A 17346-nucleotide genomic window follows, 5' to 3' on the forward strand; every position below is an offset into this window, starting at 1 on the left:
ATCCTACCGACTCGGGTTGCAGGGGGTATGGGCCGCGCGGCTCGATGCCCGCGGCCGGCGAGACCGCGAGGTGACGATGCTGCTGGCCTATTCCCTGTACGAGGGCGCGCGCGCCCTGATGGCACCCGCCCGCGTCGCCGCCGACCTCACCCGCTACGGGCTGCAGATGCCGGGCAATCCCCTGGCCTACGGACCCTATGCCCGCGCGGTCAGCGCCGGCTGCGAGATGTTCGAGCGCGTCACCCGCCAGTACGGCAAGCCCGCCTTCGGCTTCACCGAGACGGTGGTGGACGGCGCGGCGGTCCCGGTCACCGAGCGGGTGGTCTGGGAGCGGCCGTTCTGCCGCCTGATCGCCTTCGACCGCGCGTTCCCGGCGGCCCCCGCGGAGCCGCAGCCCAAGCTGCTGATCGTCGCGCCGATGTCGGGGCACTACGCCACGCTGCTGCGCGGCACCGTCGAGGCGATGCTGCCGAACCATCGCGTGTTCATCACCGACTGGACCGACGCCCGGATGGTGCCGCTCTTCGCGGGCCAGTTCGATCTCGACGACTACATCGACTACCTGCAGGAGATGTTCGCGGTCCTCGGGCCGGACCTGCACGTCATGGCGGTGTGCCAGCCGGCGGTGCCGGTCTTCGCCGCGGTGGCGCTGATGGAGGCGGCCGACGAGCCGGCGGTGCCGACTTCCATGACCCTGATGGGCGGCCCGATCGACACCCGCCGCTCGCCCACCGCGGTCAACTGCCTCGCGCAGGAGCGCGGCCAGAAGTGGTTCGAGCAGAACACGATCAGCCTCGTGCCGCCGATCTACCCGGGCGCCTGGCGCCGGGTCTATCCGGGCTTCCTGCAGCTGTCGGGCTTCATGGCGATGAACCTCGACCGCCACGTCACCGCCCATTCGGACATGTTCGACCATCTGGTGACGGGCGACGGCGACTCGGCCGAGAAGCACCGCGAGTTCTACGACGAGTACCTCGCCGTGATGGACCTGACGGCCGAGTACTACCTCCAGACCGTGCAGACCGTGTTCGTCGACCACGCCCTGCCGACGGGACAGATGACGCACCGCGGCACGCCGGTCGATCTCGGCGCCATCCGCCGCTGCGCGATCCTGGCGGTCGAGGGCGAGAACGACGACATCTCCGGCGTCGGCCAGACCAAGGCGGCCCTCGACCTGACGCCGAACCTTCCGGAGGCGCGCAAGGCCTACCACCTCCAGGCCGGCGTCGGCCATTACGGGGTGTTCAACGGCTCGCGCTACCGGTCGGTGATCGCCCCCCGCATCGCGGCCTTCATCCGCGCCATGCAGGCGGTTCCGGGCGCGCGGGGCGGCCACCTGCGGCAGGTGGGCTGAGACGTCCATTCCGGTGCCCGCCGCCCCGGCTGGCCCTCCTCCGCGGGGGGGGGCGCGGACTCACACAGCGCAGGCCGAAGGGCGAGGGGATCTCCGGCCTCGCGCTCGATCCCGAGCTGCGAAACGCTGTGCGATCCCGTTTCCGATCGATGATGTCGGCACAGCCGTCATCGCTGCGCTCGCGATGACGGTGCGGGACATGTCGACCGAGACGCCGCGCGCTCCGCGATCCTGAATACATAACGCAGTGACGGCCGGGCTGGCGCGGGCCTTGCGAGACGCGGCCCGTGAGTTCGAGCCGCACCGACACAGCCCCTCTCCATGCCGCCGTCGCCCCGAGGCCGGCGGCGATGCGGACGCGCGCCCGGACGTCGTTGTCACCACGGGCCATTGCGCCCGCGCATCAGAACCGTTCAAACTCGCCCGCAAGGTGCGGGCCGGCGACCGATGCTTGAGATCCGCACCGCCAGGGAGAAGACGATGGACCGCAGGACCTTTCTCAAGGGTTCGGCTGCGCTCGGTTTGGCTGCGCCGCAGCTCGCGCGGCCGGCCCTGGCGCAGGGGGGCAAGGTCCTGCGCTTCGTGCCGCAGGCGAACCTCGCGAATTTCGACCCGATCTGGGGGACCCAGTACGTGGTGCGCAACGCCGGCACCCTCGTCTGGGACATGCTCTACGGCGTCGACGCGCAGCTGAAGCCGCAGCGCCAGATGGTCGAGTCCGAGGAGGTCTCGGGCGACAAGCTCACCTGGACCTTCCGGCTGCGCCCCGGCCTGAAGTGGCACGACGGCGAGCCGGTTCTCGCCAAGGACGTGGTGGCGAGCCTCACCCGCTGGATGGCCCGCGACCCGATCGGCCTGATGATCCGCGGCATCCAGGACGACCTCGCGGCGACCGACGACAGGACCTTCCAGTGGCGCCTGAAGAAGCCGTTCCCGAAGCTGCTCTACGCGCTCGGCAAGACCAACGCGCCGATGGCGCTGATGATGCCGGAGCGGATCGCCAAGACCGACCCGTTCACGCAGATCTCCGAGTATGTCGGCTCGGGCCCGATGAAGTTCGTCCGCAACGAGTGGGTGCCGGGCGCCCGGGCGGTGTTCGAGACCTTCACCGACTACAAGCCCCGCGACGAGCCGAATTCCTGGCTCGCGGGCGGCAAGCGCATGCTGGTCGACCGGGTCGAGTGGGTGATCATGCCGGACGCCGCCACCGCGTCGGCGGCCCTGCAGAACGGTGAGGTCGACTGGTGGGAGAACCCGATCTCCGACCTCGTGCCGCTGCTGCGCAAGAACAGCAACCTCAACGTCGACATCGCCGACCCGCTCGGCAATGTCGGGTCGTTCCGGATGAACCACCTGCACCCGCCCTTCGACAATCCGAAGATCCGCCAGGCGGTCATGACCGCGATGAGCCAGGAGGATTACATGCGGGCGATCGTCGGCGACGACGACAGCCTGTGGAAGACGCTGCCGGGCTTCTTCACGCCGGGGACGCCCCTCTACAGCGAGGCGGGCGGCGGCAATGTCGGCAAGGGCGACATCAAGCTCGGCCAGAAGCTGCTCAAGGAAGCCGGCTACAAGGGCGAGCCGGTGGTCTGCATCGTGGCCCAGGACCAGGGGATCACCAAGGCGCAGGGCGACATCACCGCCGACCTCCTGAAGAAGATGGGCTTCAACGTCGACTTCGTCGCCACCGATTGGGGCACCACCGGCACCCGCCGGGCCTCCAAGGCGCCGCCGTCTCAGGGCGGCTGGAACATGTTCCACACCTGGCACGCGGGCGCCGACTGCATCAATCCGGCGGGCTACCCGGCGGTGCGGGCGAGCGGCGACAAGGCGTGGTTCGGCTGGCCGAACATCCCGCCGGTGGAGACCGCCATCGCCGAGTGGTTCGACGCCGCCGACCCGGCTGCCGAGAAGGCCGCCATCGACAAGGTCAACGCCGCCGCCTGCGAGGGCGTGGTCTACGTGCCCACCGGGTTCTTCCTCGGCTACCAGGCGTGGCGCAAGAACGTCTCGGGCATCGTGAAGGGGCCGATCCCCTTCACCTGGGGCGTGTCGAAGGCGTGATGGCGCCCGCTCTCGCCACATCGGGTCGCCCGACCCGCCCGGTCTCTCGGGCGGGCTCCCGGCTTCGGATACCGCGCTCGGCAACGCGGTCGTGGGACCGGGCGCGGGTCCCCTCTCCTGTCCCTCTCCCGCACGGGAGAGGGGGCGCGTCGCGCTCCGCCGCCGGCGTTCGCGCCCGACCCGGACGCGTGAAGGTCGGCATCCGCGAGGGGGGCAGGGGCGGCCGCACCCGCCGCGCCCTCCCGCCCACAGCCTAGCGAGGCCCCATGCTCGGCTATATCGGCAGGCGCATCCTCGCCACCATCCCGGTCATGGCGGTGGTCGGGCTGTTCGTCTTCAGCCTCCTCTACTTCGCCCCGGGCGACCCGGCGGCGATCATCGCGGGCGACCAGGCGACCCCCGACGACGTCGCCCGCATCCGCGCCACGCTCGGCCTCGACCGGCCGTTCCTGGTGCGGTTCTGGGAATGGTCCTGGCAGATCCTCCACGGGGATCTCGGCACCTCGATCTTCACCAACCTGCCGGTCACCACCATGATCGGCCAGCGGGTGCAGCCCACCGTCTCGCTGATGCTCGTCACCCTTGTCTTCGCCATCGTGGTGGCGGTGCCGCTGGGCGTCGTCGCCGCCTGGAAGGCCGGCAGCCTGATCGACCGCCTCGTGATGGGGCTCGCCGTGACGGGCTTCTCGGTGCCGGTCTTCGTGGTCGGCTACATCCTGGCCTACGTCTTCGCCCTCGAGCTCGGCTGGCTGCCCGTGCAGGGCTACACGCCGATCGAGCAGGGCGTGTGGCCCTGGCTGTCCAACCTGATCCTGCCGGCGGTGACGCTCGGCCTCGTCTACATCGCGCTGATCGCCCGGGTGACCCGCGCGACCATGCTCGACGTGCTCCAGCAGGATTACGTGCGCACGGCCCGGGCCAAGGGGCTGTCGCAGGGGCCGGTCCTGTTCGTCCACGCCCTCAAGAACGCCGCGGTGCCGATCGTCACCGTGATCGGCATCGGCATCGCGTTGCTGATCGGCGGTGCGGTGGTGACCGAGACGGTCTTCGCGATCCCCGGCCTCGGGCGCCTCACCGTCGACGCGATCCTGCGGCGCGACTACCCGGTCATCCAGGGCGTCGTGCTGCTGTTCAGCTTCGTCTACGTGCTCGTGAACCTCGCCATCGACCTCTTCTACACCGTGCTCGACCCGAGGATCCGCTATTGACCGCGACCGTCGCGCCCTTCCCCAGCAGCGCCCCGCAGGCGGGCGCCCCGCCCGAGGGGATCACCCCCAAGGCGCCCCCGCCGCCGGGCCTCGCCGTCGCGGCGCCGCTGCCCGACGTCATCCCGGCCCGCAAGCGCCGGGGCCGGGTCTGGACCTATGTGCGCCGCAACCCGACCATCGTGGTCGGCGGCGTGCTGCTCCTCATCGTCTTCCTGATGGCGGTGCTGGCCCCCTATCTCGGCACCGTCGACCCGACCGCCCTGGCGCCCGCCAAGCGCACCCGGGCCCCGTCGGCGCAGTACTGGTTCGGCACCGACATGCTCGGCCGCGACGTCTACTCGCGGGTGGTCTACGGCGCCCGGGTCTCGCTGCTGGTCGGCTTCTCGGTGGCGTTCCTCGCCTCGGTCGCGGGGCTCGCGGTCGGCCTCGTCTCCGGTATGGTGCGCTGGCTCGACGGGATCGTCATGCGGGTCGTCGACGGCATGATGTCGATCCCGCCGATCCTGCTCGCGGTCGCGCTGATGGCACTCACCCGCGGCTCGGTCCAGAACGTGATCATCGCGATCACCATCGCGGAGATCCCGCGCGTCGCCCGCCTCGTGCGCGGCGTGGTGCTGTCGCTGCGCGAGCAGCCCTACGTCGAGGCGGCGGTCACCACCGGCACCCGGATGCCGGCGATCATCTGGCGCCACATCCTGCCCAACACGCTGGCGCCCATGACCGTGCAGGCGACCTACATCTGCGCCTCCGCGATGATCACCGAGGCGATCCTGTCGTTCATCGGCGCGGGCGTGCCGCCCTCGACGCCCTCCTGGGGCAACATCATGGCCGAGGGCCGGGCCCTCTGGCAGGTGAAGTTCTACATCATCCTGTTCCCGGCCATCTTCCTCTCGATGACGGTGCTCGCCGTGAACCTCGTCGGCGACGGCCTGCGCGACGCCCTCGACCCCCGCATGGCGAAAGACGTCTGATGAGGACCGGCAGCATGAGCGGCACCCCCCTCCTGTCGATCGAGAACCTGCAGGTCCATTTCCGCACCCCCGACGGGGTGAATCGGGCGGTGGACGGGGTCTCGTTCGCGATCCAGTCGGGCGAGACCCTGGCGATCGTGGGCGAGTCCGGCTGCGGCAAGTCGGTGACCTCGATGTCGATCCTGCGGCTCCTGCCCGAGCCGCCGGCCCGCATCGCCGGCGCGATCAAGTTCGAAGGAAAAAACCTCCTCGACCTGCCGAACAGCGCCATGCGCAAGATCCGCGGCAACGACATCAGCGTGATCTTCCAGGAGCCGATGACCTCGCTGAACCCGGTGCTGACGGTCGGCCGCCAGATCGGCGAGACCCTGCGGCTGCACCAGGGGCTCGGCCGCCGGGAGGCCGAGGAGCGGGCCGTGGAGATGCTGACGCTGGTCGGCATCCCCGAGCCGCGGCGCCGGGTGCGGGAATACCCGCACCAGCTCTCCGGCGGCATGCGCCAGCGGGTGATGATCGCCATCGCGCTCGCCTGCTCGCCGAAGCTCCTGATCGCCGACGAGCCGACCACGGCGCTGGACGTGACCATCCAGGCCCAGATCCTCGACCTGATGCGCGACCTGAAGGCCCGGGTCGGGGCCGCGATCATGCTGATCACCCACGATCTCGGCGTGGTGGCCGAGGTCGCCGACCGGGTGGTGGTGATGTATGCCGGCCGCAAGGTCGAGGAGGCGCCGGTCCGCGAGCTGTTCCGGTCGCCGCGCCACCCCTACACCCGCGGCCTGATGGGGGCGGTGCCGAAGCTCGGCGCCGTCGAGCACGGCGCCGACGCGCGGCTCGCCGAGATCCCCGGCATGGTCCCGAGCCTGAAGGGCCGGATCGAGGGCTGCGTCTTCGCCGGGCGCTGCCCGGACGTCACCGACCTGTGCCGCGCCTACGCGCCGGCCCTGGAGCCGAAGGCGCCGGGCCACCTCGCCGCCTGCCACTACGCGCCGAAGGACGCCCTCGCGGCATGAGCGCCACGCCCGCACCCGCCGCCCGCACCCTGCTGGAGGTCAACGACCTCAAGAAGCACTTCGCCCTCGGCGGCGGCCTGTTCGGCCAGTCCAAGCGCGTGCTCAAGGCGGTGGACGGCCTGTCCTTCACGGTGGCCCGGGGCGAGACCCTCTCGCTCGTCGGCGAGTCCGGCTGCGGCAAGTCCACCGTCGCCAAGGCGCTGATGCGCCTCTACGCGCCCACCGCCGGCCAGGTGGTGCTCGACGGGCGCCGCATCGACGACCTCTCGGCCGGGGCGCTGCGGCCCCTGCGGCGCCACATCCAGATGGTGTTCCAGGACCCGTTCTCGTCGCTCAACCCGCGGATGCGGGTGCGGGCGATCCTGGCCGAGCCGATCCGCAATTTCGGGCTCGCCCGCAACGGCGCCGACCTCGAGGCGCGCCTCGCCAGCCTGATGGAGCGGGTCGGCCTGCCGCGCGAGGCGCTCGGGCGCTTCCCGCACGAGTTCTCCGGCGGGCAGCGCCAGCGCATCGGCATCGCCCGGGCGCTCGCCGCCGAGCCGGACCTGATCATCTGCGACGAGGCGGTCTCGGCCCTCGACGTCTCGGTGAAGGCGCAGATCGTCAACCTGCTGCGCGACCTGCAGCGCGAGCTCGATCTCGCGATGCTGTTCATCTCGCACGACCTCGCCATCGTCGAGCACATGACCCACCGCGTCGCGGTGATGTATCTCGGCAAGATCGTCGAGATCGGCCCCCGCCGGGATCTCTTCCTGGCGCCCAAGCACCCCTACACGCAGGCGCTGCTCTCGGCGGTGCCGATCCCCGAGCCCGGGGCCGGGCGCACCCGCATCGTGCTCAAGGGCGACGTGCCGAGCCCGATCAACCCGCCCTCCGGCTGCCGCTTCCACACCCGCTGCCCGCACGCCTTCGACCGCTGCCGGACCGAGGTGCCGGGCCTCGACGCGGTCGGCGCCGGCCACTTCGCCGCCTGCCACCTCAACGACACGGCCGTGCCCGCCCGGGCGGCCTGACGGCGCCGTCCTCGCGAGCGCAGCGAAGCGACCCAGGGCAGCGCGCGATCCCCGAGCGTGGCGGATCCCTGGGTCGCTTCGCTCCGCTCGCGAGGACGGGTCGGATTCCCGCGAACCACATCCGGAGTCTCTCGTGCAGCACGACCTCATCCTGAAGGGCGCCCGGGTCATCGACCCGTCGCAGAACCACGACGGGATCTGCGACGTCGCCTTCGCGGACGGCCGCGTCTCGGGCTTCGGCCGCGACCTGCCGGCGGCCCCCGGCACGCAGGTGCGCGACATGGAAGGCGCGATCGTCACGCCGGGCCTGATCGACCTGCACACCCACGTCTACTGGGGCGGCACCTCGCTCGGCATCGACGCCGACGATTTCTGCCGGACCTCGGGGGTGACAACCTCGGTCGACACTGGCAGCGCCGGGCCGGGCAACTTCGCCGGCTTCCGCAGCCACGTGATCGAGCGGTCGCAGGCGCGGATCCTCGCCTACCTGCACGTCTCCTTCGCCGGTATCTTCGGCTTCTCGAAGACCATCATGGTCGGCGAGAGCGAGGACCCGCGGCTCATGGCGCCCCGGGAGGCGGTCGAGGTCGCCGACGCCAACCGGGACGTGATCGTCGGCATCAAGGTCCGGGTCGGGCGCCACGCCTCGGGCGACCAGGGCACCGCGCCCCTCGACATCGCCCTGCAGGTCGCGGAGGAGACAGGCCTGCCGCTGATGGCCCATATCGACGAGCCGCCGCCGAGCTACGAGCAGGTGCTGGCCATGCTGAGGCCCGGCGACGTGCTGACCCACGCGTTCCGGCCGTTCCCGAACTCGCCCATCACGGCCCAGGGCGCCGTGAAGCCGGCGCTCCGCGAGGCGCGGGCGCGGGGCGTGCTGTTCGACATCGGCCACGGCAAGGGCTCCTTCGCCTTCAGGACGGCGCGGGCCATGCTGGCGGGCGGCTTCCTGCCCGACACGATCTCGTCGGACGTGCACCAGCTCTGCATCGAGGGGCCGGCCTTCGACCAGGTCACCACCATGTCGAAGATGCTCTGCCTCGGGATGAGCCTCACCGACGTGATCGCCGCCTCCACGGTGAACGCCGCCGTGGCGCTGAAGCGGATGGAGTACGGGACCCTGAAGGTCGGAGCGCTCGGCGACGCCACGGTGCTGGCGGTGCGGGACGGCGCGTTCGACTACGTCGACACGCGCGGCGAGCACATGACGGGCGACCGGCGGATCACCGCCGAGGGCGTGGTGCTGAAGGGCCGGTGGTGGCACCCGGCCTGACCCGTCGGGCCTGACGATCGGGACGAAGATCCCATCGCATACAAAATATCGACCTTTACAGCCTCTTCCGCGGGCCGATACACTTTCCCGTGAGGGGCGGACCATCTCCGGCCCTCAGCGAAACGCGGTTCAAACCGCGGCGCCAGGGAGGATGGATGGACACGGGTCAGCCTCTGCTGGAGGTCGACGGCGTCACGCTCCGCTACAAGACGCCCGAGCACCTCGTCACGGCCACCTACCGGGTGAGCTTCCGGGTCTGGCCCGGGGACCGGTTCGTCCTGCTCGGGCCGTCGGGATGCGGGAAGTCGACCCTGCTCAAGGCGGTGGGCGGCTACATGGCGCCGACTGAGGGCGAGATCCGCCTGAAGGGGCGCCCGGTCACCGAGCCCGGTCCCGACCGGATGATGGTGTTCCAGGAATTCGACCAGCTCCTGCCGTGGAAGACGGTCCGGCAGAACGTGGTCTTCGCCCTCGAGGCCTCGGGCCGGCTGAAGGGTCGCGAGGCCCTGGACCGGGCGAACCTCTACATCGACAAGGTCAACCTCACGAAGTTCGCCGACAGCTACCCCCACACCCTGTCGGGCGGCATGAAGCAGCGCGTCGCCATCGCCCGCGGCATGGCGATGGAGCCCGACATCCTGCTGATGGACGAGCCCTTCGCGGCGCTCGACGCGCTCACCCGGCGACGCATGCAGGACGAGCTGCTCGCCCTGTGGGAGGGCACGCGCTTCACCGTCCTGTTCGTCACCCACTCGATCCCCGAGGCGATCAAGGTCGGCTCGCGCATCCTGCTGCTCTCGCCCCATCCCGGCGAGGTGAAGGCCGAGCTCAATAGCGCCGAATCGCCGGAGGCGGCGCTGCAGCTCGAGGGCCGGATCCAGCACATGCTGTTCTCGGAAGAGATCCAGGAGGCGGAGAATGTCTAGCGCGCAAGCCCTGAGCGGCGCCCCGCTGGCCGGCACCGCGCCGCGCCTGTCGCCCCTGCCGTCCGGCCGGCCCGAGATCGTGCGCGAGACCGGCCACGCCCACGGCGCCACCGTGGTGGAGAAGCCGCTGTCGGTCGCCGAGCGCCTCTACAACCAGGCGTGGCTGCGCAAGGTCGTGATCCTCGTGCTCCTCGCCGGGATCTGGGAGGCCTACGGGCGCTACCTCGACAACGACCTCCTGTTCCCGACCTTCACGGCGACCGTGGAGGCCTTCTTCCGGGGCATCGCGGACGGCACGCTGCCGGCCCGGGCCTGGAGCTCGCTGAAGGTACTGCTCATGGGCTACGCCGCCGGCGTCGCCCTGGCGACCCTGCTCACCGGCGTCGCCATCGCGTCGCGGATCGGGACCGACCTGCTCGAGACGCTGACGTCGATGTTCAACCCGCTGCCGGCGATCGCGCTCTTGCCCCTGGCGCTGATCTGGTTCGGCCTGGGCAACGGCAGCCTGATCTTCGTGCTGGTCCACTCGGTGACCTGGGCGATCGCCCTCAACACCCATTCGGGCTTCCTGTCGGTCAGCCGCACGCTCAAGATGGTCGGGCGCAATTACGGGCTGTCGGGCCCGCGGCTGATCGGCAAGATCCTGATCCCGGCGGCCTTTCCGTCGATCCTCACCGGCCTGAAGGTCGGCTGGGCCTTCGCGTGGCGCACCCTGATCGCCGCCGAGCTGGTCTTCGGGGTGTCGTCCGGGGCGGGCGGCCTCGGCTGGTTCATCTTCGAGAACAAGAACATGCTCGACATCCCGAACGTGTTCGCCGGGCTGCTCACCGTGATCCTGATCGGTCTCGTGGTCGAGAACCTGATCTTCCAGACGATCGAGCGGCGCACCGTCCAGCGCTGGGGCATGCAGGCCTGAGCGGGCCGGGGCGGGGCACCGGACCCTTCGCCGCCGGGGGCGGCACGGGTTCCGGCAGCACCCGGGCCGCCGCCGGTTTCGCCGTCCGGTCAGATGTTCCTTCTCGCATTCCGTTCGAATAGAGATTGAACTTCTCTGTTGCTCGGGTGCGGCGAACGTTTTCTTCCTATAGGCTCCGCCGGCGACCCCGGAGCCCCGTCTCGTGAGCCCTGAAGCCTCGTCCAAGACAGCCCCGACACCGACGCTCCCCGACCGGGGCGGCCGGTCGGGCACGGCCGCCTCGGTCCTGCCGGGAATCGGCCTGTGCGCGGCCATCACCGCGGTGGCGATGGCCGCGCAGGCGGTGGAGGAGCGTCTCGCCGGCCACCCCTATATCGAGGCCCTGGTCCTGGCGATCCTGATCGGCATCGCGGTGCGGACCGCCTGGACGCCCCCGGCGCAGTTCCGCACCGGCATCGCCTTCTCGGCCAAGCAGCTCCTCGAGGTCGCCGTGGTGCTGCTCGGCGCCTCCCTGAGCCTCGGGGCGATCCTCGCCTCCGGCCCGGCGCTGCTGGCCGGCATCGTCGGGACCGTGGTGCTCGGCATCGCCGCCAGCGTGGCGATCTGCCGGGCGCTCGGGCTGCCGGCCCGGATGGCGATCCTGGTGGCCTGCGGCAACGCCATCTGCGGCAACTCGGCCATCGCGGCGGTCGCGCCCGTGATCGGCGCGGAGGCGAAGGACATCGCCGCCGCCATCGCGTTCACCGCCGTCCTCGGCGTGCTGATGGTGCTCGGGCTGCCGCTGTTCGTGCCCCTCGCGGGCATGACCGACAACCAGTACGGGGTGCTGGCGGGGCTCACCGTCTACGCGGTGCCGCAGGTCCTGGCCGCGACCGTCCCGGTGAGCCTGCTGTCGACCCAGGTCGGCACCCTGGTCAAGCTGGTGCGGGTGCTGATGCTCGGCCCGGTCGTGGTGGTGTTCTCGCTGATCGCCCCGCGTCTGCCGCAGGCGGCGGGGGCGCCGCCGGCGCCGTCCCGTCCGGGCTTCACCAAGCTGGTGCCCTGGTTCATCCTCGGCTTCCTGGCGCTGGCCACCCTGCGCTCCCTGGGCCTCGTCCCGGACCCGGCGGTGAAGCCGCTGACCCAGCTCGCCGGCGTGCTCACGGTCCTGTCCATGGCCGCCCTCGGCCTCGGGGTCGACGTCCGGGTCCTGGCCCGGGTCGGCGGCCGGGTCACCCTCGCGGTCACCGCCTCCCTGGCGGTCCTGATCGCCCTCAGCCTGACGCTGATCCGCGCTCTCGGGATCGGGTGACGACGCGCGCGGTCTTTCCCGCCGCGCGGGCTCCCGACCCGTGTAACAGGCATTCCATCGGCACCTTTGTGCAGGTGACCGGAGCCTTTCGCGCCGGCGATCCGGCCCATCCGCACCGAAAAGCGCTTCGGGTGATCATCTCTCAGTCAAGACCGTCTTGACACATACGCGGTTTTTGCTTTGGAACCGCAGGCATCGTCGTCGAAAGCTTCGTGTGGACTCGCGCAGTGCCTGAAAAGAATCCCGAGAACAGCCTCAGGTTGGTCACGCTGGTGGGCGAGATCGTCGCCGCCTACGTCTCGAACAATTCCGTTCCGCCGACGGCCCTGCCCGAGCTGATGGCGAGCGTGCACGCGGCCCTGGCATCCCTCGACGGGCAGGCGCCGGCGGCCGCGGTCGAGCCGGCCGTGGAGCGGCCGACGCCGGCCCAGATCCGCAAGTCGGTCCAGGAGGACGGGATCGTCAGCTTCATCGACGGCCGGACTTACAAGACCCTGAAGCGCCACCTCACCGCCCACGGCCTGACGCCGGAGCGGTACCGCGAGCGCTACGGTCTGCCGGACGATTACCCGATGACGGCGCCGGGCTACGCCGCGCAGCGCTCCGCGCTGGCGAAGGCGATCGGCCTCGGCGTGCCCGGCGGGCGCGTCGATCAGCGCAGGACGGGCACCGGCGGCTGATCGGCGGCGCGGCGCGGGGCCGCGCACGGCGCGGTCTCGCTCCGCCGCCCCAGGAACGGCAGCACCTGCGCGGGGGCCGGCTCGGATCGGCCGGGCTCGGCGCGGCCCGGGCGGCCGAACGTGTCGGCCCAGCTCAGTTTGATCACCCGGTTGTCCGCAGCCGCGGGCTCCTCCGCGGGGCGCGGCGCCTTGCGGTTCGCGGCGCCGATCCAGCGCACGATCCGGTGCTCGCGCCCGCGGCGGAGCACCGGCGGCAGATTCGTCTCGCTGCGCTTGCGGTTCGGCCGGATGTCGTCGGTCTTGTCTGAGATCGACACGCTCGATAACCCTGTCCCCGTGCGAGGTGCGGGCGGGGACGGATAGCGGGTGCAGCCGTGGATCCGCCGGGGTGCTCCACCCTCGACAACGGCGCTATCCTACTGAACTTGCAGGATCCGGACAGGGCGGTCCCGTCCAAAAAACTTGTCTCTGCGTCCCAGATTGGCCCGTCCGGGGCCGGAACGGCTCAGGAGGCGCGCGCGCCCGGCACCGCGGCGAGCAGGGTGCGGGTGTAGGCGTGCTCCGGCGCGGCGAACAGGTCCGCGGTGCCCCGCATCTCCACGATGGCGCCGCGGTGCATCACGGCGATCCGGTCGCAGATCGTGGCGGCCACCCGCAGATCGTGGGTGATGAACAGCATCGCCAGCGACAATCTCTGCTTCAGGTCCTCCAGCAGGTCCAGCACCTGCCGCTGGACCGAGACGTCCAGCGCCGAGACCGCCTCGTCGGCCACCAGCACGTCCGGCTCCATCGCGAGCGCTCGGGCGATGCCGATGCGCTGGCGCTGCCCGCCCGAGAAGGCGTTGGGGTAGCGGGCGGCGGCCTTCGGATCGAGACCGACGAGGTCGAGGAGGCTGCGCGCCCGCTCCCGGGCCTCGGCGGCCGGGACCCCGTGGGCGATGGGGCCCGCCGTGATGATCTGCTCCACGGTGCGCCGCGGGTTCAGCGACGCGAACGGGTCCTGGAAGATCATCTGGATCCGGCTGCGCTTGTCGCGCAGGTCGCCGCTCTTGAGCGCCGTGTAGTCGAGTTCGCCCAGCCGGACCGTGCCGCCGTCGGGCTCGATCAGCCGGATCGCGAGCCGCGCCGTGGTCGACTTGCCGGAGCCGGATTCACCGACGATCCCCAGGGTCTCGCCGCGGCGGACGTCGAACGAGACCTCCTTGACGGCCGCGACGACCCGCGGCTTGCCGAACAGGCCGGAGCGCCCGGAATAGGTCTTGGACAACCGGTTCACGGAGAGCGCGACCGGGGCCGCTTCCAGGGCTGAGCGCGGCGGCGGCGTCAGGCTCGGGACGGCGGCGAGCAGCGCCTTGGTGTAGGGCGCCTGCGGATTGCGCAGCACGGCCTCGGCGGTGCCGGATTCGACCAGCCGTCCGCGCTGGAGCACCGCCACGTGGTCGGCGATCTCCGCCACCACGCCGAAATCGTGGGTGATGAACAGGACGCTCATCCCGCGCTTCCGCTGCAGGTCGCGGATCAGCCGGAGGATCTGGGCCTGGGTGGTGACGTCCAGCGCCGTGGTCGGCTCGTCGGCGACCAGCACGGACGGCTCCAGCGCCAGCGCCATGGCGATCATCGCCCGCTGCCGCTGGCCGCCGGAGAGCTGGTGCGGGTAGGCCCGCACCGCCTCCTCGGGGTTGGGCAGGCCGACCTCGGTGGCGAGCGCCACCGCCCGGGCCCGGCGTTCGCTCCGGGTGAGCAGGTTGTGGGCCTCGAACATTTCGGCGATCTGGTCGCCGATCCGCATCACCGGGTTCAGCGCCGTCATCGGCTCCTGGAACACCATGGCGATGCGCCGGCCCCGCAACGCGCGCCACGCGGGCTCGTCGAGGGTCAGGAGGTCCCGGCCCTCGAACAGGATCGTGCCGGCGGTGGGCTTCAGGGCCCGGGGCAGCAGGCCGGTCAGCGCGTAGGCGCTCATCGACTTGCCCGAGCCCGATTCCCCGACCACGCAGAGGATCTTTCCGGCCTCGAGGTCGAGGTTCAGGCCCTCGACCGCGTGCGGGCGGTCGGCGCCCTTGGGGAGCGCGATCGTCAGATCGCGGATGCGGACGACCGGCTCGCTCATGGTTCAGGCCCTCGCGGTGCGGCGGCGGAGGATGTCGGGGCCGGCCTCGGCCAGATCCCAGAACAGGCCGGCCATGATCGCCAGGCCCTCGCGGGTGCCGGAGGCGAGCATGTGCTCGTCGGGCCCGTGCTGGCGGCAGGCCGGGTAGGAATGCGGTACCCAGAGGGTCGGCAGGCCCAGAATCTCCGAGAAGGCGTCGTTCGGCAGCGAGCCGCCGAGATTGGGCAGCAGCGCCGGCCTTTTTCCGCTGCTCGCCTCGATCGACTGGAGCGCCCACTCGACCCAGGGATCCTCCACGGGCAGCCGCGTCGCCTGGAAGACTTCCGCGGCGCGGGCCGGCCGGACCTCGATCATCGGGAAGCCGTGCGCGTCGAGATGGGCGCGCACGTTCCGGATCAGGTTCTGCCAGTCAGTGCCGACCACGAAGCGCAGCTGCAGGGTCGCCTTGGCGTGGGGCGGCACGGCGTTGAGCGGCCCGTCCGGGTCGCCGGTCTTGAAGGCCAGCACCTCCAGCGTGTTCCAGGCGAAGACCCGCTCGGCCGGGGTGAGGCCCGGCTCGCCCCAGTCGGTGTCGATCGTGGGCGCGGTCGGATCCTCGCCGACCCGGATGTCGGCGAGCGCCGCGCGCACGCCCTCGGGGATCGGCGGCGGCCGCAGGGCCTCGACCAGGATGGCGCCCCTTGCGTCGACCATCGAGGCGATCGCCGAGGCCAGCACGGTGCCGGGGTTGCGCAGCAGCCCGCCCCAGTTGCCGGAATGGTGTGGGCCTTCCCGCAGGTTCAGGCTCAGCTCGAAATTGTAGGCGCCGCGGGAGCCGAGGAAGAGGGTCGGGCGCTCGCCGTTGAGGCGGGGACCGTCCGAGGCGATCAGCACGTCGGAGCGCAAGGCTTCGGCCTGCTCCCGGCAGAACGGCCGCAGGCCCGGGGAGCCCGATTCCTCGCCCATCTCGATCAGCAGCTTCACATTGAAGCCGAGACGGCCCTCGCGCGCCGCGATCACCTGCTCCAGGGCGGCGAGGTTGAGGACGTGCTGGCCCTTGTTGTCGGCGGTGCCGCGGCCGTACCAGCGGTCGCCCTCGACCACGATCTCCCAGGGGCCGAGGCCCTCGCGCCACTGCTCGGGGTAGCCCCGCACCGTGTCGCCGTGGCCGTAGATCAGCACGGTCGGCAGGTCCGCGCCCTCGCGCCGCTCGGCGATCAGGAACGGGCCGTGCACCCCGTCGGGGTTGGGGAAGATCTTCGGGGTCTCGAAGCCAAGGCGGGCGACCAGCGGCGCGATGAAGGCGTCGAGATAGGCGCGGAGCGCCGCCTCCTGGCCGGGGGCCTGGCTCTCGGTCGGCATCGCCACCGCCTCCCGCAGGAGCGCGAGGAACGCGCCCGAATCGAAGGCCTCTGTGGCGCGCGCGATGGCGGCGTCTCGCGTCATGGTGTGATCTCAGGCGAAGGAAAGGGATGTCATTTGTACGCGCGGGCGGCCCCACCCGTTATTGCGAGCGTAGCGAAGCAACCCAGGGAAGCGGGACCTCCCGGCAGCGTGGCGCCGCCCTGGATTGCTTCGCTGCGCTCGCAAAGACGACGGCATCAATGGCGTGCCTCAGGGGCGGTGATGTCGCGCAGGCCGTCGCCCAGGAGGTTGATCGCCAGCACGAGGAGGAGGAGCGCCACGCCCGGGATGGTGATCACCCAGGGCTGGAAGAACATGTACTGCTTGCCCTCGGCGATCATCAGGCCCCAGGAGGGCAGGGGCGGCTGCACGCCGAGCCCGAGGAACGACAGGGCGGCTTCCAGCAGGATCGCGTGGGCCATCTCCAGGGTCGCCACGACGATCAGGGCGTTCATGATGTTGGGCAGGATCTCCTGGCGGATGATGCGCAGGTCGGTCAGCCCCGCGGCGCGGGCGGCCGAGATGAAGTCCTGGTTGCGGATCTGCTGGGTCGCGGCCCGGGTCACCACGGCGAAGCGGTCCCAGAGCAGGAAGCCCAGCACCAGCACCACCACCTTCAGGGAGCCGCCGACCAGCGCCGCCATGGCGAGCGCCACCAGCACCACCGGCATGGCGAGCCGGGTGGTCGCCACGTAGCTCACCACCGAGTCGACCCAGCCGCCGAAATAGCCGGCGCAGAGACCCAGCGTCGTGCCGATCAGCCCGGAGATCAGCGCCGCCGAGATCCCGATCAGGAGGGAGATCTGGCCGCCGTAGAGCAGGCGGCTCAGGTAGTCGCGGCCGAGCTTGTCGGTACCGAGCACGTGCTCCCAGGTGCCCTTGGCCTGCCAGACCGGCGGGATCAGCCGGCGGGACACGTCCTGCGCGTAGGGGTCGTGCGGCGCGATGAGCGGGGCGGCGAGCGCCGCCAGCACGATCAGCCCGAGGATCCCGGCCCCGATCAGGAAGCCGGTGTGGCGCAGGCCCCGCCGCAGGATCAGGCGGGTGGGCGAGGGGACCGGCGCGAGCGCGACCGGCGCGTCCGGGGGCAGGGCCGGGGCGGCGAGTGCCGCCGTGTCGGGGGGGAGGCTCATCGGCGGAT

At 71.2% G+C, this 17346-nt stretch carries 15 protein-coding genes; 11 read left to right on the forward strand and 4 right to left on the reverse strand.

The window, feature by feature from the left end; translation table 11 throughout:
* Positions 1 to 76 precede the first annotated feature (76 nt).
* From phaZ to ASG32_RS30690, 11 genes are all read left to right on the forward strand, one after another.
* Positions 77 to 1354, forward strand: a complete 1278-nt coding sequence (phaZ, locus tag ASG32_RS30640) for a polyhydroxyalkanoate depolymerase (RefSeq protein WP_020093984.1) — start codon at positions 77 to 79, stop codon at positions 1352 to 1354.
* Positions 1355 to 1834: 480 nt separating this feature from the next.
* On the forward strand, positions 1835 to 3421 hold the full coding sequence (locus tag ASG32_RS30645; protein WP_042674812.1) for an ABC transporter substrate-binding protein: 1587 nt from the start codon (positions 1835 to 1837) through the stop codon (positions 3419 to 3421).
* Positions 3422 to 3687: 266 nt separating this feature from the next.
* Positions 3688 to 4629 (forward strand): ABC transporter permease, encoded by a 942-nt coding sequence (locus tag ASG32_RS30650; protein WP_020093982.1) that lies wholly within the window; start codon positions 3688 to 3690, stop codon positions 4627 to 4629.
* 59 nt (positions 4630 to 4688) lie between these two features.
* Positions 4689 to 5600 (forward strand): ABC transporter permease, encoded by a 912-nt coding sequence (locus tag ASG32_RS30655; protein WP_026605053.1) that lies wholly within the window; start codon positions 4689 to 4691, stop codon positions 5598 to 5600.
* Positions 5600 to 6613, forward strand: coding sequence for an ABC transporter ATP-binding protein (locus tag ASG32_RS30660; protein ID WP_020093980.1), 1014 nt, complete (start codon positions 5600 to 5602; stop codon positions 6611 to 6613). The genes ASG32_RS30655 and ASG32_RS30660 overlap by 1 nt, the downstream gene beginning before the upstream one ends.
* Positions 6610 to 7626 carry an oligopeptide/dipeptide ABC transporter ATP-binding protein gene (locus ASG32_RS30665; protein ID WP_056533731.1) on the forward strand — a complete coding sequence of 339 codons (1017 nt, stop codon included), beginning with the start codon at positions 6610 to 6612 and terminating at the stop codon, positions 7624 to 7626. Before ASG32_RS30660 ends, ASG32_RS30665 begins: the two co-directional genes overlap by 4 nt.
* A gap of 133 nt (positions 7627 to 7759) precedes the next feature.
* Positions 7760 to 8899, forward strand: a complete 1140-nt coding sequence (locus ASG32_RS30670) for an amidohydrolase/deacetylase family metallohydrolase (protein ID WP_056533733.1) — start codon at positions 7760 to 7762, stop codon at positions 8897 to 8899.
* A gap of 155 nt (positions 8900 to 9054) precedes the next feature.
* Positions 9055 to 9825, forward strand: coding sequence for an ABC transporter ATP-binding protein (locus ASG32_RS30675; protein ID WP_056533735.1), 771 nt, complete (start codon positions 9055 to 9057; stop codon positions 9823 to 9825).
* Positions 9818 to 10741: an ABC transporter permease gene (locus tag ASG32_RS30680; protein ID WP_107352017.1), complete on the forward strand. Its 924-nt coding sequence runs from the start codon at positions 9818 to 9820 to the stop codon at positions 10739 to 10741. The genes ASG32_RS30675 and ASG32_RS30680 overlap by 8 nt, the downstream gene beginning before the upstream one ends.
* Before the next feature lie 202 nt (positions 10742 to 10943).
* Positions 10944 to 12032, forward strand: coding sequence for a putative sulfate exporter family transporter (locus tag ASG32_RS30685; RefSeq protein WP_056533737.1), 1089 nt, complete (start codon positions 10944 to 10946; stop codon positions 12030 to 12032).
* A 227-nt stretch (positions 12033 to 12259) separates the two neighbouring features.
* A complete protein-coding gene (locus ASG32_RS30690) occupies positions 12260 to 12712 on the forward strand; it encodes a MucR family transcriptional regulator (RefSeq protein WP_026605051.1) in 453 nt (150 codons plus the stop codon).
* On the opposite strand, the gene ASG32_RS30695 is transcribed toward ASG32_RS30690, so the two are convergent.
* The 4 genes from ASG32_RS30695 to ASG32_RS30710 all read right to left on the reverse strand — a co-directional run bounded on the left by ASG32_RS30695 (position 12685) and on the right by ASG32_RS30710 (position 17338).
* The gene (locus ASG32_RS30695) at positions 12685 to 13029 is read right to left on the reverse strand and encodes a hypothetical protein (protein ID WP_056533739.1); all 345 of its coding nucleotides are present in this window, start codon (positions 13027 to 13029) and stop codon (positions 12685 to 12687) included. The two genes, ASG32_RS30690 and ASG32_RS30695, sit on opposite strands and share 28 nt — an antisense overlap.
* A gap of 188 nt (positions 13030 to 13217) precedes the next feature.
* A complete protein-coding gene (locus tag ASG32_RS30700; protein WP_056533741.1) occupies positions 13218 to 14822 on the reverse strand; it encodes an ABC transporter ATP-binding protein in 1605 nt (534 codons plus the stop codon).
* 3 nt (positions 14823 to 14825) lie between these two features.
* Positions 14826 to 16247 carry a M20 family metallopeptidase gene (locus tag ASG32_RS30705; RefSeq protein ID WP_056533743.1) on the reverse strand — a complete coding sequence of 474 codons (1422 nt, stop codon included), beginning with the start codon at positions 16245 to 16247 and terminating at the stop codon, positions 14826 to 14828.
* 155 nt (positions 16248 to 16402) lie between these two features.
* The gene (locus ASG32_RS30710; protein WP_056533746.1) at positions 16403 to 17338 is read right to left on the reverse strand and encodes an ABC transporter permease; all 936 of its coding nucleotides are present in this window, start codon (positions 17336 to 17338) and stop codon (positions 16403 to 16405) included.
* Positions 17339 to 17346 lie beyond the last annotated feature (8 nt).

The organism is Methylobacterium sp. Leaf361, from assembly GCF_001424445.1.
GTDB lineage: Bacteria > Pseudomonadota > Alphaproteobacteria > Rhizobiales > Beijerinckiaceae > Methylobacterium.